The following is a 19889-nucleotide window of genomic DNA, read 5'->3' as shown; positions in this document are numbered from 1 at the left end:
CCTAGGTGCGCAATGCGGTATGCAATCGGGCAGTGACCATCGCACGGCGAACATCGTCGGATGGAAGCAGCCGCAAGGCGTGTTCGTGCACCTCGATATCGTCCGCCGCGCGCTCGCCGAATGACACGGCGTGCTCGGCGCTGTCGCTGGCCAGAACCGCGGTCCGCACGCCGACGTCGAGGTGATCGCGCCACTTCACCACGCCAGGTGTGTCCGAGCCGGGCAGCAGCGGGCCGCGATACAGCCACACCGCCGCTGTCGTGTTGCCCGCCGCGATGGCGGCCAGCAAGTCGACGGCGTCGCAGGCCACCGGGCCGGTCAAAAGGTAACGGCGGTTGCTGATTTCGCCGCCGGTGGCGCGGCGCAGATGGGAAACGTCAGCCTTCAAGGTGCTGGTGGAAACCGCGCGGTCGCCGTAGATTGCGGCGTGCAGCTGCTGGGGGGTGAAACCGTCCGGCTCGAGCGCGAGCAGCGTGAGGATCTCCAGCTGCCGGGGCGGCAGCCGCAGCGGCCTGCCGTCACGCAGCAGCCGTGCGGTGCCGAGGCACGACAGCCGAATCCCTGCCGGCGGCGCTGGCTCGCTGGCTCGCAAGATCGTCTCGACCGCGGTGACAAGGGCCCGTACCGAGGTGAGCACCGCGGGATGCGAGCGGTCCCAGGAACTGGACAGATTCAGGGCGCCGACCTGTGTGCCGTCGGGACCGTGGATCGGCGCGGCGTAGCACACCCAGCCGTGCAGTGCGGCGACCAGATGCTCGGCGGAGAACACCGACGAGGGGCGGCCGGTGCGCAAGGCGAGCGCCAATCCGTTGGTGCCCATGTGCATTTCGTCCCAGCGGGCGCCCGGGGCGAAGTTCACTCGCTCTGCCTGCTTGCGCATGGCGCGATCACCGCACGACCACAGGATGGTGCCCGCGCCGTCGGTGACCGCGGCCAGGTAACCGGAGTCCTCGGCGATCCCGCGCAGGTCGGTCGCCAGCTCGGTCACCGGGCCGCGCAGCGGGGACTCGGCCCACAGCTCGCCGATGTCGTCCAGTCCGGGTGCGACTGTGCGGCCAGGATCGACGGTGTGCAGCGACCGCCGCCAGGATTGCGCTACCTCGTCGCGTAGGAACGTGGTTCTGGGCGGGCGTAGTGTCGCGGTATTCGGCACCGTCGCCCAGCGTTCCCATTCTCGTTCCAGTTCGACCCGCTGCTGAGTGAGGGTGCGGAAATGTGCCACCTGGAAGAACCCCCATCCTCGTGTGAGCTCACATTCGCTCTCTCATTCTGGCGTACGCGCGTCGCATGCGGGCGGCTTCGATGGCCGACCAGCTGGGCGCGCTCGGTTTCGGTCGCGAGCGCCTACGCTACTGACATGGTGACCGTTCCGCGACGGGCACGCCTCGCCGATGTACACGAGGTGGCATCCGGCATGCCGCATGTGGCACGAGTCGACGGACCGCACGGTAACCCGATCTATCAGGTCGGAGGGAAATCGTTCGTGTTCTTTCGCAACGCACGCCCGGATGCCGTCGACCCGGAGACCCGCGAACGCTACACCGATGTGATCGTGTTCTGGGTGCCGTCGGAGTCGGATAAGCAGGCACTGGTCCAAGCCCCGGACTCGCCGTTCTTCACCACTCCGCATTTCGACGGGCACCCATCGGTGTTGGTGCGCGGCAGCCGAATCGGCGAGCTGAGCCGTCAGGAGCTCACCGAAGTGATCCAGGACGCTTGGCTGGCCCGCGCCTCACGGAAACGAGCGACCGACTGGCTGGCCGCTCATCCGCCGCGGTGACCCGACCCGGTCACTTCCTGATGAAAATACCTGCGACGTCGGCATTTTTGATGGGGGTGTCGGCGTTGGCCTGACTGCCGCAGAGTAGGTCGACCGAGACTATCGTCGCGTCCACTGCGGTCCCCGCGGGCTCGTGGTCGTCCTTGCTCTGCTGCTTGACGAACTTGGTGATCGTCGTGCGCTTGGTGTCCTGGTCCTGCTTGATGTACTCGCTGCACGGCGTGTCGCCACCGCGATTGAGGGCCCGCTCGATATCGGTACAGCCCGCGAGCACCATGGCGACCGCCACGACCCCGAGGCCGGTCCGGCCGGTCCGTGACAGCGTGGCGTTCATGTGCTCCTCCTGAATGTTCCTCGCGCGGTGATGCCCGCGTGATCGGTGTCCAGCCTAAAGCCAGTGCGCGCCGATGTTACGCGGACCGGCCAGGTGTCCTGGCGCGGACGACCCGCAGCGGAACGTTCATCTCGGCCGAGGTCAGCGAGCCGTGGTGGCCGACCAGCATCGATTGCAATGGTTCGACACCGCTACGGATGATGCCGCGCCGCGCGCGGGACACGACGACCAGATCGCCGATGCGTTCGGCGACAGCAGGGGTGACTCGCGGCCCGAACCACCCGCTTGTCACGGCCTCGTCCCTGGTGAGCACCGCGAAATCCGCGCCGAGCATGCCCTGCCAGGTCGCCGCGACATCGGACACCGCGCCGGCGCTGGTGTAGACGTGCCGGGCACGCGCCTCGCCGCCGAGCTGGCGAACGCCGTCGCGCAGCACGGTGGTGGTGTCGAAATCGACGCGATCCTCAAGTTCAACCATGCCGTGATCGGCGGTGATGATCAGTGCGGCGTCGGGTGGCAACTGTTCGGCTATGGCCGCGACCAGACGGTCGACGTTGGAGAGTTCGCAGCGCCAGGCCAGAGAGGAGGGCCCGCGCACGTGCCCGGTCAGGTCGAGATCGCCGTAGTAGGTGTAGACCAGCGTGCGCGGTCCGGCGCGCAGCGCCTCGGCCACGGTGGCGACCAAGTCGCCGAAGGACACCTGGGGGCGGAACGCGCAGCCGCGCAGCACCGCCCTCGTCAATCCTGTCCCTTCCTGGTAGCGCGGCGACACTTGGGCGACCGCGACACCGTCGGCGGCGGCACGCTCGAAAACCGTTGGGATGGGCTGGAATTCCTCTGGCACGAGTTCGGTCCGCAGGTCCGATTTGTCCGCTGCGCCGTGCAGCCGCCAGGCGAGCGGATTCAGCAGCCGGTCGTAGCCGGGGACGTTGAGCAAATAGCCGACGATCCCGTGCTCGCCGGGCGGGACGCCGACGCCGAGCGAACCCAGGCTGGTGGCGGTCGTCGTCGGAAAGCCCGCCGTCAGCGTGACCGGCGGGAGGCCGGAAAGAAACGGCGCCGCAGCGGGATTCGCGGCCAGCGCGTCGGCGCCGAGCCCGTCCACCAAGAGGACACAGACCTTGGCGGCGGTGACTTCGAGACCTAGGCGGTCGTCGGTACCGGGGACGCCGAGCCCTGCGAGGACGGAGGGAAACAAATCGGCCAGGGAGCCCGTACCGTAACGGGGCGCGACGAACACGCCCGTCAGAATGTCAACTTCGGCATCCGGATGGCAAGGGCGCTCAGGCTTGCCCGGTTTCGAAGCGGCTGATCTTACCGTCGCGGATGGTGAACCGCCAGCTCGTGCGCATCGAACCCCAGTGTGAGTTGGTGTAGTCGGCTAAGAGTTCGGTGCCGACGTCGCCGACAGACTCGACCTGCATGCGCGCGTTGCTGCCGAAGATCTCCGATTCGGTCCACTGGGCGAGGTTGCGTTCCACGCCGTCGTCGGACATGGTCGCGTCCTCGGTGAGCACCGCGAAGAGCCGCTCCTGATCGTTGGCGTTGAGCGCGTCGACGAATTCCTGCACTGTCGGATCCAGCTGTGCGGTCATCCGTGTCTTCCTCTCGGATCAAGGGGGAAGCGTCAGGCAGCGAATATTCGGCATCTACCTTAGTTCAGTGGCGGTGCGCTCGGCTCGATCAGCGCGGTGAAGGTCTGCATGACATCGTCCACCAGAGAAGATGCAATGGTTCCGAACTGGCCGGCGCGCTTTTCCAGCTGACCGTCCAGCCACAGCGAGGCCAGACCATGGCCGAGTCCCCAGAACATGACGGCCAGCGCGTCGGCCTTGTCGGCGGGCAGTGCGCCGTTTCGCACACATTCGGCAATCGCGTCGGCGAGGACGGCGAACGCGGCGTCGCCTGCCGCCATGGCATCGGGGTGCTTGTCCGGCTGGGAGAGCTCGGGGCGAAACATCAAGCGGAAGTAGGCCGGTTGCTCGCGGGAGAACCGCACGTAGCTGCGGGCGAGGGCGGTGAGGGCGGACATCGGTGTTTCTGCGCCGGCGCGGGCGGCGGTGAGCTGCGCGCCGAGCAGTTGGAAGCCCTGTGTGGACAGTGTTGCCAGGAGGGCGGCCCGATCGGGGAAGTGGTGATAGGGCGCTCCGGTGCTCACGCCCGCCTCGCGCGCCACCCGGCGCAGGCTGACTGCGGCGAGGCCCTCGGTCTCGATCAAACGCAGGCAGGCGGCCAGCAGCGCGTCGCGCAGGGCGCCGTGGTGGTAACTGGTCCGCGTCACCCTCCGAGCGTATGCGACGGGCCCTGGACAACCTAACTATGCGGTGCTTAGATTATCTGAGCGGCGCTCAGATGAGCGCGGCGTGAGCCACTCCACGAGATGGATGAACACATGAGCACACGGGTATTGGTCACCGGCGCAACCGGTTTCGTCGCCGGCCAGGTCGTCGCCGAATTGCTGGAACACGGCTACGCCGTGCGCGCGACGGTCCGCGACCTCGGCAACGCCGGCAAATGCGCGCATCTGGTCGAGCTGGCCGAGTGCACCGCCGGCGCGCTGGACTTCGCGCAGGCCGACCTCGATCATGACGAGGGCTGGACGGCAGCCCTTTCCGGCTGCACGGAGGTACTGCACATCGCCTCGCCGTTCCCCACCGCCCCGCCGGACGACGAGCACGAGCTGATCGCCACGGCGGTCGAAGGAACCCAGCGGGTGCTGCGCGCCTGCGCCGCCGTCGGCACGGTGCGCCGAGTGGTGCTGACCTCCTCGATTGCCGCCATCGCACACGGCCACGCCGACGACGCACTGCGCACCGAGGCGGACTGGTCAGTGGTCGACCGCAGCCCGGCTTATCCGAAGAGCAAAACGCTCGCCGAGCGGGCGGCCTGGGAGTTCGTCGAAAAGCTGCCCGCCGAAGGCGGATTCGAGCTGGTGGTGATCAACCCCGGCATGGTGCTCGGACCGGTGCAGTCCGCGTCGACGAGCACCTCGCACGAGCCGGTGCGCAGGCTGCTGGCCAGGGACATGCCTGGCTCGCCCCGCGTCGGCTGGGCCATAGTGGACGTGCGCGATCTCGCGGTGGCGCACCGCCTCGCCCTGGAGACGCCCGCAGCCGCGGGCAACCGCTACATCTGCGCAGGTGAGCACCTGTGGATGGGGGAGATCGCGCGTATCGTCGCCGACGAGTTCGACCCGCGTGGGTTCCGGGTGCCGACCAGGCAGCTGCCGAACTGGGTGGTGCGTGCGGTCGCGGTCTTCGACAGGGGAGTTCGACTGACGTTGCCGACGTTGGGACGCACCGAGCGGCTCAGTGCCGAGAAGGCGCGCCGCGAACTGGGTTGGACCATGCGCCCGGTCCGCGAAACGGTGTTGGACACTGCCGAAAGCCTTGTCCAGTACGGGATCGTGGAGCGGCCGACACCCCGCAAGTCCGCGACGCCGCAGACCGTCGCCTCCGACGCCGTGCGCGTATGAGGAGTGCCGTCATGCTGATCGCGACACTGATCATCACCACCGTCGCCGTGGTGCGCCGCTGGGCTCGACGTAGCGCGACGGCGAACCCTGCCGAGCGACGGCCCGAGGGTGCAATTCGGCGGGCGTTACGCCGTCCGATTCCGGTGGCCGCCGCCGTCGCCTTGCTCGGGATCGCCGAAACCGCGGGCACGCTCGCTCAGTGCTGAACCCGGTGATCGTGGGGGTGGGGTGACTGCGCCGAACCCGATTCGCTAGACAAGAGGCGTGATTACGCAGCGCCCCTTCCGGTTCGGTGTCAACATGGTGGTTCCCGAATCCCGCTCGAGTTGGATCGAAAAGTGCCGTAGGGCAGAGGAACTCGGCTTCGACGTGATCGGCGTCGCCGACCACCTCGGCATGCCAGCGCCGTTCCCGGCGATGATATTGGCCGCCGAGGCGACCGAGCGGGTACGGCTGAACACGTTCGTGCTCAACACCCCCTTCTACAACCCGGTGCTGCTGGCCCGCGACGTGGCGGGCACCGATCAGTTCACCGACGGACGGGTCGAACTCGGCCTCGGGGCGGGCTATGTGCAGGCGGAGTTCGAAGCCGCAGGAATCCCGTTCGAGAGCGGGCGCAAGCGGGTCGAGCACCTGGAGAGCACGGTGATCACGCTGCGCCGGCTGTTCGCCGATCCGGAGTACCAGCCGCGGCCCGTGCAGTCGTACGGTCCGCCTCTGCTCATCGGCGGCTGGGGCGACCGGCTGCTGCGCGTGGCCGCGGAGCACGCCGATATCATCGCCTTCACCGGCGCGGCTGCCGCACGCAACGGCGCGCCATTGCAGATGGCTGGACTTGCCGAAACGGAGGAGCGCGTCGCCTACGTGCGCGAACTGCTCGGCCCGCGCTTGGACAAGGTCGAGTTCAACATCCTGGTGCAGCGCGTGGTCCCGCCCGCCGAACGCGCGAGCGTCCTCGAGATCTTCGGCCCCGCGTTGCCTCCCGATGTCGCAGACACCCCGGAAGAGCACCCCATCCTGCTCATCGGCACCCCGGAGGAGATGGCCGATCGTCTTCGTGACCGCCGCGACCGTTACGGCATCAGCTACGTCACCGTTCTCGAGGACAGTATGGAAAAGCTCGCCCCCGTCATCCACCTACTGCGCTGACCGCCGCGCGCCCGAAAGTCAGGGCAACGGGTCGATGATCACGCGGGGATCGATCTGGCGGAGCTTCTTCGGACGGCTGGTAAGGCAGGGCCAATCCCGCGTGACCGCTTCGCGGGTGGCGTGGCCTGCCGCGATCAGCGCTTCGGCCGTCGGGTTGCCGATGATGTCGACGCCGAGGCGTTCCGCGGTCGTTCGATCGAATGCCGGGATCACGGTGTGCGGAAGTCCGAGCAACACTGCGAGGATGTCGAGCCGGTCGGCCCGAATATGCGCCCGCGCCGTGGCGAGGACGGTGCTCGGGACCACGATGGTGTTGCCCGCGCTCACCGTCGCCCAGGCGACCGCCTGGGCGTAGTTGGCGCGGTTGGCGAACGCGATGACGGCGGCGGCGTCGAAGACGACGCCACCCAGAGGCCCGGCCCTCACGCCGCGCCAGCGTGCGGTCCGCCCGCCTCCTCTTCGGACAGCGGCGGTAGCCCCTGTGCGGCGCGGGCGCGGTTGATCAGATCCAGCGGCGGGCGTCCGCCGAAGACCTCCTCGAGCTTGGCCAGCGATTCGGACTGGTTGATCCCCGCCCGCACCGATGCGGCGACGAACGCGGATACCGAGTCGATGTTCCCGGCCGCGCGCCATCGTTCCAAAATCGCGACGATATCTTCGGGCAGTGTGACGGTGACCTTCCGCGTTCTATGGTCCCGAGGCGACGGCATACCACGACTGTATCCCGGCGCTGCGCCCGCCGGGAGGGCGATTACGCGGCTTTGCGCCAGAGCAGGGGTAAGCGTCACCTAAGCTGCCGCTGCAGCCCGCGGGAGTAGTTTCGGCCTAACCGGAAGGCTCCGCCACCGTGAACTGTTGCGTTCCGGTAACCCGGAGCAGATCCAGCGCCGAGGCTTCGCGACTGCCCGGGGCCGCGGAGTAGACGACCACGGCCTGGTCGGTATCCGGAACCAGCAGGGTGTCGCACTCCAGCCGCAGCGGCCCGAACTCCGGGTGGTCGACGGTCTTGCTCGCGCTGCGCCACTGCCCGGAGCGCCGCTCGTTCCACAGCTGCTCGAACCGTGGGCTGCGGGAACGCAATTCGGAGATCAGGCGGAGTAGGCCCGGATCGTCGGGGTAGCGAGCGCGGGCGCTGCGCAGGCTGGCGACCGAGAATATCGCGGCGTAGTCGGCCTCGGCGGGCGTCATAGCGACCCGCCCACGATCGGTGCCGAGGAAACGCTGCCAGATGACGTTGCGCTGTGCGGGCGGCCAGGCGGTGAAGTCGCCGAGCAGCGCAGCCGCCATCGAATTCCACGCCAACACGTCGGCTTTCGCCGACAGCACCAGCGCGGGCAGATCCGCCATACGGTCCAGTAGGCGCAATACGCTCGGCCGGACGACCATTTCAATCCGGCCCTCCTGTGGTGGCGCGGCGCCCGCAAACTGGAAAAGCAGGGTGCGGTCCTCATCGTTCAGCCGTAGCGCGCGGGCGAGCGCGGCGAGCACCGAGCTGGACGGGCGGGGACCGCGCCCCTGCTCCAACCGCACCACGTAGTCCACGCTGACGCCCGCGAGCTGCGCGACTTCCTCGCGACGCAGCCCGGGAACCTGCCGGCGCGAGCCCGCGGGCAGGCCGACGTCGCCCGGGCGCACCCGGTCGCGTGCCTGCCTGAGCAATGCGGCCAGTTCGGTTCGATCCACGGTCCGATCATGCCGTAGCCGGTTCGAGCCGGGGTGGGATCGCTACTCCCAGGAGTTGGGGGCCCTGGTACGCCACGCGCACGAACGCGATGCTCGTGGCATGAGTGAGACGACAACGGCGCTGGTAACCGGCGCGAACAAGGGGCTGGGACGCGAAACCGTGCGCAGGCTCGCGAGCTTGGGCTGGCACGTGTTCCTGGGCGCACGAGACACAGAGCGGGGCAAGGAAGCTGCGACGGAACTCGCCGAGACTGGGCTCGATGTCGAGTTCGTCCAGCTCGACGTCACATCGGCCGCGTCGATCGCCGCCGCGGTGGAGGCGGTCGGGCAGCGCGCGCCGCAGCTGGACGTGCTCGTCAACAATGCGGGTATCGGAGGCACCCGCAAGACGCCGCAGGACGTGGAGGCTGCCGACTTCCGCGCGGTGTTCGAGACCAATGTGTTCGGTCCGGTGCAGGTGACAAATGCGTTCCTACCGCTGCTGCGCGCCGCCGCACAACCGCGGATCGTGATGGTCTCCAGCGGCATCGGCTCACTGACGCGGACCTCGGACCCGAGCCGGATCGAATCCACACTGCTCGGCCTGCCCTATCCGGCGTCGAAGACCGCGCTGAACATGATCACCTCGCAGTACTCGCGCGCGCTGCCGGGCATCCAGGTGAACGCGGCCGACCCCGGGTACACCGCGACAGACCTGAATGGACACTCCGGTTTCCAGACAGTCACCGAGGGGACCGACGTCGTCGTCCAGCTGTCCACGATCGGCCCGGACGGCCCCACGGGCACGTTCTTCGACCGCACCGGGCCCGTGCCGTGGTGAGGGGTCTCGGTGGCTAGACCGCACACAGCGCCCCTCGAACAGAGTCATCATGTCGGCGTCGCGGGGCTACTTTCCGACCGGGACCTACGAAGTGGTCACCCCCGCCGAATACCTGTACCGCCCGATACACCGAGCGGACCGCCGCTAACCCGCGACGGCCGCGCCGAGCTGCGCTGCGAGCCAACCGGGGAACTCGGTCAGGTCCGCGAGGACGACGTCGGCGCCCGCCGCACGCAGCTCGTCGGCCGCGCACGGCCCGGTGGTGACGCCCACCGCGACCACGCCGGCGGCCCGCGCTCCGCGCATGTCACCGACGTGGTCGCCGACAAAGAGATCCGCCCGCTGCTCGCGCAACGCGGTCGCCTTGGCCGCCGACCACAGATCACCCGCCAGATAATCGATCCGCCAGCCGAGTTCGTCGATGTGCAGCCGAGCGAGGGGGGCGTGTTTGCCGGTCACGACGAGTACCCGCCCGCCGCGCGCCTGGATCGCGGCCAACGCGGCCTGCGCACCGGGCATTGCGGGGATGCCGGACACGATGGACGGGTAGATCGCGCGGTAGCGCGCGACAAGCGCGGGAACAAGTTCCTCTGGGGCCCCGGCTTCGACCAGCAGGCTGGCCAGTGGCGGCCCGAGCCGATCGGCGAATTCGGCGCCAGACAGCGGGAGATCGAATTCGGCGGCGACGGTGTCGATGGCCTGTGCGACACCGGGTCGCGAGTCGATCAGCGTCATATCGAGGTCGAACCCCACTGTCCAGGTCACCACTCGACCCTAAACCAGCGTCCGCGGCATTCCCGGACAGCAAGCGACGATGCTCGAAATCTTTCGCGTCTGCCACGGCCGTATCGCAAGAGCTGTGGGGCTTGTCTTCGCTGCAGCGTGACGTCTGAAGCCCGACTGCCTGTCCGAACGCTGCCGCCCAGGGATGGGCTCACCGGAGAATGGTGAAAGCCGCTGCTCCGCGAAGATTCTGCATCCGACTGGACCTTGCGTCAGGGGGATCGCGGTGGAGCGGCGCGCTTGGCGTAGCCGCTGATCGGGCTGACTTCCATTCGCTCGATCCCGTCCAGCGCGGCGATCCGCTCGGTGGTGTAGTGATATAGCGCGTCGATGTCTCGGCACACGAGGCAGACCAGCAGATTGCTCGCTCCGGTCGTTGCACCGACGAACGCCGCTTCTCGGTCGGCGGCCAAGGTGTTCGCGACGGCAACGAGACGCCTGGGGCTGACCGTCAGCCACAGCAGGCTCTGCACGGTGAACCCGAACAGTGCGGGATCGATCTCGACATCGAAGCCGAGGAGCCGAGCACGGCGCAGTTCGTCGACTCGACGGCGCACTGCGGATTCCGACCAGCCGACCGCCCGTGCGAGCTGCGGATACGCTGCCCGCCCGTCGGCCGCCAGTATGGGCAGTAGACGCTCGTCGAGGTCGCTCAGGACGATCGGCCCGGCACCAGTCTGCTCGGGTGCCCGCAATGCCGCGACCTGCTCGGCCGACAGCGCCGACATTCGGCCCTGCCAGCGATGTTGCATGAAATGCCGAAGTACCCGGTATACGTCTATGGCGAGCACGGCTGGGTGGCGGGCAAGTTCGGAAAGTGGCGCTTCGGCCGGTACGCGGAACAGACAGGCGATCTCCGCGCCGCTCGACACCACCGTCACCCAGGCGGTGTCGGCGCGGCGAGACAGCGCCCGAGCGAGGGCGGCGGTGGCATCCGGTCGCACGCGCAGGCGAACCAGCCATTCGGCGTTGCCCACGCGTCTGGTGTCCGCCACCCCGGTCACGCGCAGCCTTCCAGTCGCGAGCAGTCGACTGTAGCGACGGCCAAGGGTCCGCTCGGAGACGTCCAGGACCGGTGCGAGGCGGCTGAACGGCGCGCGGCCGTCGAGTTGTAACGCGTGCAGCAATCTCCGGTCGACGACGTCCAAGCTGACCGAATCCACCCTGTCAGGGTAGGGCAGTGTCGGATTCCGGCCTATCGGCCGCGGTGAAGGACTCGGGGACCATGAACTGATCAGGATGGACGGTGTGCAGAAAACGATCGATGCCATTCACCACACCGGAATTCTGACTCGCGATCTGGATGGGTTGGAACGCCGATACACAGACCTCGGGTTCACCCTGAGCCCACGCTCGCGGCACCTGCTGAGCGCCCGACCCGGCGAGCTGCCCACCGAAGGCTGCACCGCCAATCGGTGCGCGCTGTTCGGCGGCTCTTACCTCGAATTACTCGGTATCGTCGACGAATCTGCGCCGGACCCATGGCACACCAAGGCGATGGCCGACGAGTACGAGGGCTTCCGGCTGCTCAATCTCGAAACCGGCGACATCGAAGCGGCGCGTGGGCAGCTGGTCGCAGCAGGCGTGCACGCCTCCGGGGTCCTCGACCTGGAGCGAGACGTCGAGACCGAGGACGGGACCCGCACGGTTCGGGCGCGCGCGGTGCACGTGGATCCGAGTTCGACGCCGGAGGCGATGCTCGGCGTCGCCCAACATCTCACCCGCGAGTACGTGCACCAGCCACGCTACCGATCGCACCCGAATGGAGCCCGTGGCATCACGGCTGTCCTGATCGTCGCCGTCGATGCCGAGGCCGCCGCGATCACGGAACGCTACGGCCGGATACTCGGCGCGTCAGCCGTGCGCAATGGTGCGCGGGCAGTGCTGGAAATGGGCGCCGGGCAGCTCGAAATCGTGCGCGCGTCGGACGCTGGTGCCGTGCTGCCGGGCGAACCTATCCCAGCCCCGTCATATCTGGCCGCCATGACTATCGCGGTGGACGAACTCGGCGTCGCGCGCAGCACCATCGAAGACGCGGGCGTACCCACCCATGGGACGGCCGAAGGGTTCTTCGTCTCCGCTCGCGACGCCTACGGCGCCGGTCTGTTCTTCGTGGAGGCCTGACTCAGAACTTGGGCGCCGGGTGGTCAGGAGAAGCAGTGGCGGTGCGTCAGCCCCCTACAAGCGTGGAGCGTTCGCGTCCGTAGCCGAAATAGACCGCGCTGCCGACGAGCACCCACACTGCGAACCGCACCCAGGTGAGCGCATCGAGGGTGGTCGCGAGCAGAACACAGCCGATCAGCGCGAGAACCGGAACCAGCGGAACGAGCGGGGTGCGGAACGGGCGCTCGCGATCCGGCTCCGCCCGGCGCAGCACCAGCACCCCGACACACACCACCGCGAATGCCGACAGCGCGCCGATGTTCACCAGCTCGACCACTATGTCGATCGGTAGCAGCCCCGCGATCACCGCACCGAGGCCGCCGAGCAGCAACGTCAGCCGCGCCGGGGTCGAGCGCTTGCCGGTCGCCGCGAGCCCGTACGGGAGCAGTCGGTCGCGGCACATCGCGAACATCAGCCGCACCTGGGCGTACACGATCAACAGCAGTCCCTTGGTGAGGGCGATGATCGAAGCGATCACGATGACGTTGCCGATCCAGCCGATGCGCAGAGCGCCGAACGCGGTCGCGATCGGCGCACCGTTGTTCAGTGACGCGAACGGAACCATACCGGTGAGCACCGCGCTGACCAGCCCATAGAGCAGAGTGGCGATGAGCACCGTGCCGATGATGGCGAACGGCACGTCCCGGCGCGGCTCACGGGCTTCCTCCGCCGATGTGGCCACGACGTCGAAGCCGAGAAACGCGAAGAACGCGATTGCCGCTCCACCGATGACGCCGCCGAGTCCGAACGGCGCGAACGGCGTCCAGTTGCCGACGTCGATGTGCGGCGCGCCGACGGCCACCACCAGCACCAACACGCCAATGGTTACCCCCACGAGCGCCTTGGTGATCCGCGCTGTGAGCGTCACCTCGCCGGCCAGCACCGCGACGATTGCGGCGATGATCAGCACGGCGGGCAGGTTCACAACGCCGCCTTCGGCAGGCCCGACGGCCAGCGCCTTCGGGATGGTGATGCCGAACAATGAGTCCAGTGCCGACACCGTCGTCCCGGACCAGCCGATCGCCACCGCGGCACCGGCGATGACGTACTCCAGCAGCAGGTTCCACCCGACGAGGAACGCCGGGCCTTCGCCGAGCGTGGCGTAGGTGTAGGTATAGGCGCTGCCGGAGACGGGCACCATCGCCGCGAGCTCGCTGTAGCACAGCGCCACCAGCACACAGACGGTTCCGGCCAAGGCGAACGACAGCATGATCGCGGGCCCGGCCTTCTCGGCGGCGGCCACGCCGGTGATGACGAAGATGCCCGCACCGACGATGGCTCCGACGCCCATGGCGGTGAGATCGAGCCGGCCGAGCCTGCGCGCGAGCGTAGGCTCGCCGGCCGCGATCGTCGCGGTGTCGGGCAGGCGGCGGCGCCATCGCCCAGCTGGTGCGGTGGTCATGACTCCCTCACGAAATGGTCTACCGGTCGCGGCCGGTAGACCGAACGGTAGACGATTCTCGCCGCGTAGGGCGACGAACCGGTAACTGGGGGTGTCACGGCCATACCGGCCGCCCGGTGCTCAGCTGCTGGACGACACCGCGAACGGCGTGGCGGCGGCGACCCGCACAGTTCGGTTCGGGTGCCGCCACAGCCCCTTGTGTTCGAGGATGGGCAGCACCCCCTCGCCGAACCAGTACGCCTCTTCGAGGTGCGGGTAGCCGGACAGGATGAAGTGTGTGATGCCAAGCTTCGAGTACTCGACCAGCCGTTCGGCGACCTCGGCGTGCGACCCGACCAGCGCGGTGCCCGCGCCGCCGCGCACAAGGCCGACGCCCGCCCAGAGGTTGGGCGCGATCTCCAGCCGATCGGTACGACCGCCGTGCAACTCAGACATCCGGCGCTGGCCTTCGGATTCGCTGCGGGCCAGATTGGCCTGCACTCGCTCGACATCCGCCGGGTCGATGCCCGCGAGCAGGCGATCGGCCTCGGCCCACGCCTGCTCGGAAGTGTCCCTGCTGATCACGTGGACGCGCAGGCCGTAGTCGAGCACACGCCCGTTGTCCACCGCGAGGCTGCGAATCCACTCCAGCTTCCTGCTCACCGCGAGCAGCGGTTCGCCCCAGGTGAGGTAGGTGTCGGCGTAGCGGGCCGCCACCGGACCGGCCGGTTCCGACGAGCCGCCGAAAAACACTGGAGGAAGCGGGTCCGGCCGGTTGCCCAGCAGTGCCTTCTGCACGCGGATGTGCTCGCCGTCAAAGGTGACCGGCTCGGTCGAGTTCCACAGCTCCCGCACCACGTGCAGGAACTCGCCGGTGCGTGTGTAACGCTGGGTCTTGTCCAAGAAGTCGCCGTAGGCCTGCTGTTCGTGTAGCTCGCCGCCGGTCACGACGTTCAGCAGTAATCTGCCTCGCGAGTGCCGCTGGAAGGTGGCTGCCATCTGCGCCGCGAGTGTCGGGCTGACCAGGCCGGGCCGGAACGCCACCAGGAATTTCAGCGTCTCGGTGGTATCCACCATCATGGCCGTGGTGAGCCACGCGTCCTCGCACCAGGCGCCGGTGGGGGTCAGGACGGCCTCGAAGCCGTTGTCCTCGGCGGCCGCGCCGATCTGGTTCAAGTAGCGCAGGCTGGCCGGACGGTCGCCGGACATAAAGGTGCCGTGCCCGCCCGCGACCAGGCTGCGGGAGTCACCATAGGTGGGTAGGAACCAGTGGAACGACAGACTCATGCTGAGCCAACTCCCTTCAGGAGGCCGGGGGGAATATGTCGTTGAAGCGGGTGTCGGTGTAGCCGGCGATCGACACCTTGCGCGGATAGGAGAGGCAGTGCGCCTTTTGGGCGCCGCAGTGATCCATGCTTAGCGCTGGGCGGGCCGGAGTCACCATTTGGGACCACCGCGGTTTTTATTCGAGTGCCACGCCTGTCACTATCCACAACTAGAGGTAGCCTGCCATCTCACCAGAGAGCGGATCCAGGAGCAGCTACGCGATCCTCCTGGTCATCGGCATGGACTCGCTGTACCTCGATCGCGGCGGCGCGATCAAGCCCTCCGACTCATGACGTAGTGCACAAGCAGCGCCAGCGGGCTCCGGTGCTCCGCCCTGAGCAAGTCTGCCGTGGCCGATCCCCGGTCGACACCCACACGCTCGCTTCGGAGCGATACCCTTGAGCAGGGAGGACTGGCGATAAGGAGATGATGTGGGGCAACCACGACACCGGGCCACATCGCGCGTAGCCGCCATGTGATCGCCTGGGGCTGATCTCGAGCTACCGATGCACGAGCCGATCGATCTGGTCGATTCAGCTGAACGAACCCGCACAGCGCTTGCCACTGTCGTGGCACTGTTTTCAGAGGCTTGGGCGTCCGGGTCCCCACCCGACCTGTCGGCATACCTACCCCGTGAACCGGCTCAGCGGCGAACGATATTGATCGAACTGATCAAGATCGACCTCGAATACCGCTGGCTTCGTTATCACTTTCCCAAACGACTGAGCGAATATCGTGCGGAATTCGCAGAGCTGCAGAATGGTCCGCTTCCAGCCGAGTTGGTCTACGAGGAATTCCACGCGATGCGCCGGGGTTCGCACGCGCCGGCGACCATGGTCGCCGAGGCCGCCGCCATGGCGACCGGCCCTGAACCGGCACGGCTCACGGGCGATTACCGCAGCACGATGATTGCTCGTCCAAGTGCCCAAGTAGTCCTGGATGCCATCGACGTCGGCGACCATATCGACGATTTCGACCTGCTGATGCGAATCGGGGCCGGTGCCTTCGCCAAGGTGTATCTCGCTCGGCAACAATCGATGCAGCGACTGGTCGCGGTCAAGATTTCCCACAACCACGGCAACGAGCCACAGACCCTCGCCCAACTGGACCACGAATACATCGTGCGCATCTACGACCAGCGACTCATCGCCGATGGCGACCTGAAGCTGCTCTACATGCAGTACCTACCCGGGGGAACGCTGCTCGATGTGCTGCGCTTACAACGCACGACGCCCGCGGAGCACCGCAGTGGGCAACTGCTGCTCGATGCCATCGACAATGTACTTGCCGATAAGGGCGAGGTTCGGCCCACAGAATCTGCCATTCGGACACGAACCGCCGCACTGACATGGCCGGAGACGGTCGCCTGGCTGGGCCGCCGACTCGCGGACGCACTCGAGCATGCATCCGAACGAGGGGTGCTGCATCGAGACATCAAACCCGCGAATGTGCTGCTGAGCGCCGAGGGAATCCCGAAATTGGCCGACTTCAACGTCAGCTTCAGCACACGCGTCACAGGCACGAATCCCCTGGCGTACTTCGGCGGATCACTGGCGTACATGTCGCCCGAACAGCTCGAAGCCTGCCATCCGGACCTGTCGGCGACCGCTGCCGACCTCGACACTCGAAGCGACATCTTCGCGCTGGCTGTCATGCTGTGGGAGTTGCTCACCGGACGCCGCCCCTTCGCGGACGAAACATTCGCAGGCGAGTCGGAGACGTCGCTGGCCCGCATGCTCGAACTGCGGCGCAGACCAGTCGAGTCCAAATTCTTGGCGGAGCTTCCTTCGGATTGCCCCATGGCGCTGCGCCGAGTGCTTCTGAAGTGTCTGTCGCCTGACCGCGGCGACCGCTACTCGTGCGGTTCGGAATTGGCCCAGCAGCTCGACTTGTGCCTCGAGGAGAGGGCCCGCGACCTTGTCTATCCGCTGCCGAACAGTTGGCGGGCACGACTTTCACGACGGCCCACCCCCATCCTGTGGTCATCCTCGATGGTCGGCGTCGGCCTGGCTCATGTCTACCTGGCCGCGCACCTCGAGGAACTGATCGCCGCGCGCCTTCCCGATGCCACCGCCTGGCAGCTCTACAAGGGCACCATCATTTTCTACCTCTGTGCCTTTCCGCTGTCCGTCCTCGTCTACGTATACATATCGCATGATTTGCTCGCTGTCCCGCGCGGCTTGCGCGATGGCAGACGCTACGACGAGGTAATGCTCGCGCGGGTGCGGTCGCGAACCCTTTTCTGGGGCGATCTCTGTGCGATGAACACTCTCCTGTTCGCGGTTCTCGGAACCGTGACGGGGGTGACGCTGCTTGTCTGGTTTACCGACCTCCCGGCGCGGATGCTGGTCCATGCGGCAACGACCATTCTGGTGACGGGCACCATCTCGGTTGCCTACACGTTTTTCCTTTCGACGTTCTACGTCGTCCGCTGTGTTTATCCCATCTATTTGCGCCACGGCCGCACAACGGCGCGCGACTCCGCTGATCTTCGCGCGCAGCGTCGAAGAACCACGGTCTATCTCGCGGTGACGGCGTCGGTGCCGCTGGTCGGGGTGCTGGCCGGATTCAGTGCACTCGAGCCTGCGGAGCTTCCGCTCGTGCGCGATTCGGTTCTGGGGTTGTGCGCGGCCTCCGGGCTCGCGTTCGTCGCCATTTATTGGTTGTTCAGAAAGCTGGATGCAGACCTGCGTGCGCTCGAGCGGGTGGTCTAGCAAATTTGCTGCAGCCCATGTGCCCTGGTCGCCGCCCTTGGCGAGTGAGTCCACGGTCGCACCCGGCCCGTCGAAGCTGTCGGCGTGGACCGCCATACTCGCGAGGCGACCGGACCGCCGCGACGAACTGGAGGAGCGCATGCCGCGTGAGCTCGACGACCTGCCCTACGCCCAATACCTCACCGCACTGGAGGGCGACTTCGAGCCCGAAGGCGACTACGACTGTGTGCGGGTGGACGGCGGCCGGTTCGACGACGTCGACGTGTCGAACGCGCGGTTCAGCGAGTCCGCGTTCACCTCGGTGGTGATCAACCGGGGAAGCATGCGGTACACCCGGTTCACCGACGTATGGCTGCGCCATGTCCGCTGGGTGGGCACCGAACTCGCCGACACGGTCTGGATGGACGGCGAGCTGGTCGCCGGCGCTCTGTCCGGTGTCGATTTCACGGGCGCGAGCCTGCGACGAGTGCGGTTCGAGGGCTGCAAGCTCGACTCGGTCAACTTCCGCACCGCCCGGTTGCGTGAGGTCTCCTTCATCGATTGTGTGCTGCGCGACTGCGATTTCGGCGATGCCGAGCTGACGAAGATCATCGTCCCCGGATCGCGGCTGGGCGGGCTATCGCTGAACAAGGCCCGGCTGTCGAAGGTGGACCTGCGTGGTGCGGCCGACCTGGACATCACCGACGGACTCGACGCCCTGCGCGGCGCCACCATCAGCAGCATGCAGCTGATGGCCCTCGCGCCTGTCTTCGCGAGGGCCATCGGCGTCACCGTCGCGGACTGACGTGCCTAGTCGACCGACTGCTCGGTGGAACTCTCGGCGAAGGCCGTCCTGCGCCCGGTGCGGCCTTGCAGCGAGTGCCGTGCGTCGTCAAGACGCCAAACTGCTTGCTGCCCCTTATGTCCGATATCGGACACTGCGCCGGTCGCGGCCGGATCTCGATCGAGCCGACACTGGGATCTGCCTCCGAAAGAGCTCCCGTACTATTCCGAGCGGAGTCGCCGGGCCGGGGAGATGAAGGAGGATGGTGTGAAACCTTGCACCAGCAACGGGCCACTGTGGATACGGCCGGGCGCACCGCATGCGAATAACGCCGCGGCCGCCGCCTCGTCGGTATCGATGGGCATGGGCGGCCCAAGGACACGCCGATGAGCGATGAAGGGATCGACCTACGCTGCGCGGGGTGCGCCGCCGTCGGCCTGGACAACAACGTCTGCCCAGCGTGCGGACGCGAACTCGGGTACCGGTTCGTCGTGCTGCCGAGCCACGATCCGAGTCCACGTCGCCCGTGCGCGGGCTGCGGCGGCGACCGCTACAACGCCGAAGGGCGTTGCGTGGAATGCCGTCGGCCGCAAGCACGCCGAGATCGCTGGGAGGCCGATCTCGGGACGGTCGCGGCAATCACCGATCGCGGCCTCGTCCATGAACGCAATGAGGATGCCGTCGCAGCCGCTGTGGTCGATGGCGCGACCTCTGGGGCACCCACAGCCACCGTGATAGCGGTGAGTGACGGCGTGTCCACCTCCACGCAGCCGCAGGTGGCCTCCGGTGCCGCGGTCCGAGCCGGCGTGCACGCGACCGTCACCGCACTCGCGGGCGGGCAGGCACCTACCGAGGCCATCATGACCGGGCTTGCGGCGGCGGCCCAGGCGGTACGGGATGTCGATGTCGCCGACGGCCCGGCTCCGTCGTGCACCTACGTCTGCGCGATCGTGCCGCACGCCGCGGAGACAACCGAGATCACCATCGCCAATGTGGGTGACAGCCGGGCTTATTGGCTGCGGGCCGATTCTGCGGACGGGGCGTGGAACGCGCCGTCGCAGCGGCTGAGTGCCGACGATTCGTGGGCCCAAGCCCTCGTCGACGCGGGCGCGATGGACGAGCGCGCAGCCATGAACGATCCACGTGCGCATACCCTGATCCGCTGGCTCGGCGCGGACAGCCCGCCCAGGCCGTGGGCGGACAATTGCGTGCGGACAATACGCACCGCCGGCCCAGGTGTGTTGCTGCTGTGCTCCGACGGTCTGTGGAATTACCTGCCCGCTCCAGCCGCCCTGGCGGGACCGGCGACAGCGGGCACTCCTTTGGCGGCGGCCCGCGGCCTCGTCGAGTTCGCGTTGCGCTCCGGCGGCGGTGACAACGTCACCGTCGCGGTGGCTTCGGTTCCGCCATGCGGGGATCGGTGAATATCGAAGCAGACAAGGGCCATCCTAGTTGCCCGAACAGTAGCTTCTCTGCGGTCTACCGTTCATAGCCAACAGTGTTCATGGTTGCGTATGG

General features: G+C 67.5%; 21 protein-coding genes. 9 read left to right on the top strand and 12 right to left on the bottom strand.

From position 1 onward, the window contains the following. Nucleotide 1: 1 nt before the first annotated feature. On the bottom strand, nucleotides 2-1222 hold the full coding sequence (locus AB0H00_RS12195) for a transcriptional regulator (RefSeq protein ID WP_357264906.1): 1221 nt from the start codon (nucleotides 1220-1222) through the stop codon (nucleotides 2-4). 135 nt (nucleotides 1223-1357) lie between these two features. Here AB0H00_RS12195 and AB0H00_RS12190 point away from each other — a divergent pair, with 135 nt between their 5' ends. Continuing rightward, complete coding sequence (locus AB0H00_RS12190; RefSeq protein WP_357264904.1) at nucleotides 1358-1780, top strand: MmcQ/YjbR family DNA-binding protein; 423 nt, start codon at nucleotides 1358-1360, stop codon at nucleotides 1778-1780. Nucleotides 1781-1790: 10 nt separating this feature from the next. Here the strand turns inward: AB0H00_RS12190 and AB0H00_RS12185 are convergent, their stop codons facing one another. The 4 genes from AB0H00_RS12185 to AB0H00_RS12170 form a co-directional block, all read right to left on the bottom strand. Beyond that, nucleotides 1791-2114: a hypothetical protein gene (locus AB0H00_RS12185; RefSeq protein ID WP_357264902.1), complete on the bottom strand. Its 324-nt coding sequence runs from the start codon at nucleotides 2112-2114 to the stop codon at nucleotides 1791-1793. A gap of 76 nt (nucleotides 2115-2190) precedes the next feature. After that, the gene (locus tag AB0H00_RS12180; protein ID WP_357264900.1) at nucleotides 2191-3354 is read right to left on the bottom strand and encodes an alkaline phosphatase family protein; all 1164 of its coding nucleotides are present in this window, start codon (nucleotides 3352-3354) and stop codon (nucleotides 2191-2193) included. 43 nt (nucleotides 3355-3397) lie between these two features. After that, the gene (locus AB0H00_RS12175) at nucleotides 3398-3709 is read right to left on the bottom strand and encodes a nuclear transport factor 2 family protein (protein ID WP_357264898.1); all 312 of its coding nucleotides are present in this window, start codon (nucleotides 3707-3709) and stop codon (nucleotides 3398-3400) included. 59 nt (nucleotides 3710-3768) lie between these two features. Further along, nucleotides 3769-4395 (bottom strand): TetR/AcrR family transcriptional regulator, encoded by a 627-nt coding sequence (locus AB0H00_RS12170; RefSeq protein WP_357264896.1) that lies wholly within the window; start codon nucleotides 4393-4395, stop codon nucleotides 3769-3771. Between the two features lie 111 nt (nucleotides 4396-4506). Here AB0H00_RS12170 and AB0H00_RS12165 point away from each other — a divergent pair, with 111 nt between their 5' ends. The 3 genes from AB0H00_RS12165 to AB0H00_RS12155 are packed head-to-tail and all read left to right on the top strand — an operon-like array spanning nucleotide 4507 to nucleotide 6738. Further along, nucleotides 4507-5589, top strand: a complete 1083-nt coding sequence (locus AB0H00_RS12165; protein WP_357264894.1) for an aldehyde reductase — start codon at nucleotides 4507-4509, stop codon at nucleotides 5587-5589. Nucleotides 5590-5600: 11 nt separating this feature from the next. Then, nucleotides 5601-5795, top strand: coding sequence for a hypothetical protein (locus AB0H00_RS12160; protein WP_357264892.1), 195 nt, complete (start codon nucleotides 5601-5603; stop codon nucleotides 5793-5795). Nucleotides 5796-5853: 58 nt separating this feature from the next. Continuing rightward, on the top strand, nucleotides 5854-6738 hold the full coding sequence (locus tag AB0H00_RS12155; RefSeq protein ID WP_357264890.1) for an LLM class F420-dependent oxidoreductase: 885 nt from the start codon (nucleotides 5854-5856) through the stop codon (nucleotides 6736-6738). An 18-nt stretch (nucleotides 6739-6756) separates the two neighbouring features. Here the strand turns inward: AB0H00_RS12155 and AB0H00_RS12150 are convergent, their stop codons facing one another. From AB0H00_RS12150 to AB0H00_RS12140, 3 genes are all read right to left on the bottom strand, one after another. After that, nucleotides 6757-7164: a hypothetical protein gene (locus tag AB0H00_RS12150; RefSeq protein WP_357264888.1), complete on the bottom strand. Its 408-nt coding sequence runs from the start codon at nucleotides 7162-7164 to the stop codon at nucleotides 6757-6759. Next, entirely contained in the window at nucleotides 7161-7448 is a 288-nt protein-coding gene (locus tag AB0H00_RS12145) for a ribbon-helix-helix domain-containing protein (protein ID WP_357264887.1), read from the bottom strand. Before AB0H00_RS12145 ends, AB0H00_RS12150 begins: the two co-directional genes overlap by 4 nt. Nucleotides 7449-7563: 115 nt before the next feature. Further along, the gene (locus AB0H00_RS12140; protein WP_357264885.1) at nucleotides 7564-8421 is read right to left on the bottom strand and encodes a helix-turn-helix transcriptional regulator; all 858 of its coding nucleotides are present in this window, start codon (nucleotides 8419-8421) and stop codon (nucleotides 7564-7566) included. 100 nt (nucleotides 8422-8521) lie between these two features. On the opposite strand from AB0H00_RS12140, the gene AB0H00_RS12135 reads away from it, so the two are divergent. Beyond that, a complete protein-coding gene (locus AB0H00_RS12135) occupies nucleotides 8522-9241 on the top strand; it encodes an SDR family NAD(P)-dependent oxidoreductase (RefSeq protein ID WP_357264883.1) in 720 nt (239 codons plus the stop codon). A 144-nt stretch (nucleotides 9242-9385) separates the two neighbouring features. Here AB0H00_RS12135 and AB0H00_RS12130 read toward each other — a convergent pair whose 3' ends face one another. Both AB0H00_RS12130 and AB0H00_RS12125 read right to left on the bottom strand, forming a co-directional pair. Further along, a complete protein-coding gene (locus AB0H00_RS12130; protein ID WP_357264881.1) occupies nucleotides 9386-10006 on the bottom strand; it encodes an HAD hydrolase-like protein in 621 nt (206 codons plus the stop codon). Between the two features lie 230 nt (nucleotides 10007-10236). After that, a complete protein-coding gene (locus tag AB0H00_RS12125; protein WP_357264879.1) occupies nucleotides 10237-11187 on the bottom strand; it encodes an Lrp/AsnC family transcriptional regulator in 951 nt (316 codons plus the stop codon). Between the two features lie 76 nt (nucleotides 11188-11263). On the opposite strand from AB0H00_RS12125, the gene AB0H00_RS12120 reads away from it, so the two are divergent. Continuing rightward, entirely contained in the window at nucleotides 11264-12148 is an 885-nt protein-coding gene (locus AB0H00_RS12120; protein WP_357264877.1) for a VOC family protein, read from the top strand. 46 nt (nucleotides 12149-12194) lie between these two features. On the opposite strand, the gene AB0H00_RS12115 is transcribed toward AB0H00_RS12120, so the two are convergent. Together AB0H00_RS12115 and AB0H00_RS12110 are read right to left on the bottom strand one after the other, a co-directional pair. Next, nucleotides 12195-13589, bottom strand: a complete 1395-nt coding sequence (locus AB0H00_RS12115) for an amino acid permease (RefSeq protein WP_357264875.1) — start codon at nucleotides 13587-13589, stop codon at nucleotides 12195-12197. A gap of 120 nt (nucleotides 13590-13709) precedes the next feature. Then, nucleotides 13710-14855, bottom strand: coding sequence for an LLM class flavin-dependent oxidoreductase (locus AB0H00_RS12110; RefSeq protein WP_357264873.1), 1146 nt, complete (start codon nucleotides 14853-14855; stop codon nucleotides 13710-13712). Nucleotides 14856-15400: 545 nt separating this feature from the next. On the opposite strand from AB0H00_RS12110, the gene AB0H00_RS12105 reads away from it, so the two are divergent. From AB0H00_RS12105 to AB0H00_RS12095, 3 genes are all read left to right on the top strand, one after another. Beyond that, nucleotides 15401-17608 carry a serine/threonine-protein kinase gene (locus AB0H00_RS12105; protein ID WP_357264871.1) on the top strand — a complete coding sequence of 736 codons (2208 nt, stop codon included), beginning with the start codon at nucleotides 15401-15403 and terminating at the stop codon, nucleotides 17606-17608. Nucleotides 17609-17645: 37 nt separating this feature from the next. Then, entirely contained in the window at nucleotides 17646-18392 is a 747-nt protein-coding gene (locus tag AB0H00_RS12100) for a pentapeptide repeat-containing protein (protein WP_357264868.1), read from the top strand. A 365-nt stretch (nucleotides 18393-18757) separates the two neighbouring features. Then, nucleotides 18758-19795, top strand: a complete 1038-nt coding sequence (locus tag AB0H00_RS12095) for a PP2C family serine/threonine-protein phosphatase (protein WP_357264866.1) — start codon at nucleotides 18758-18760, stop codon at nucleotides 19793-19795. The last annotated feature ends 94 nt before the right edge of the window (nucleotides 19796-19889 follow it).

The organism is Nocardia sp. NPDC023852, from assembly GCF_040639505.1.
GTDB lineage: Bacteria > Actinomycetota > Actinomycetes > Mycobacteriales > Mycobacteriaceae > Nocardia.
This window is presented reverse-complemented; position numbering and strand designations above follow the sequence as displayed.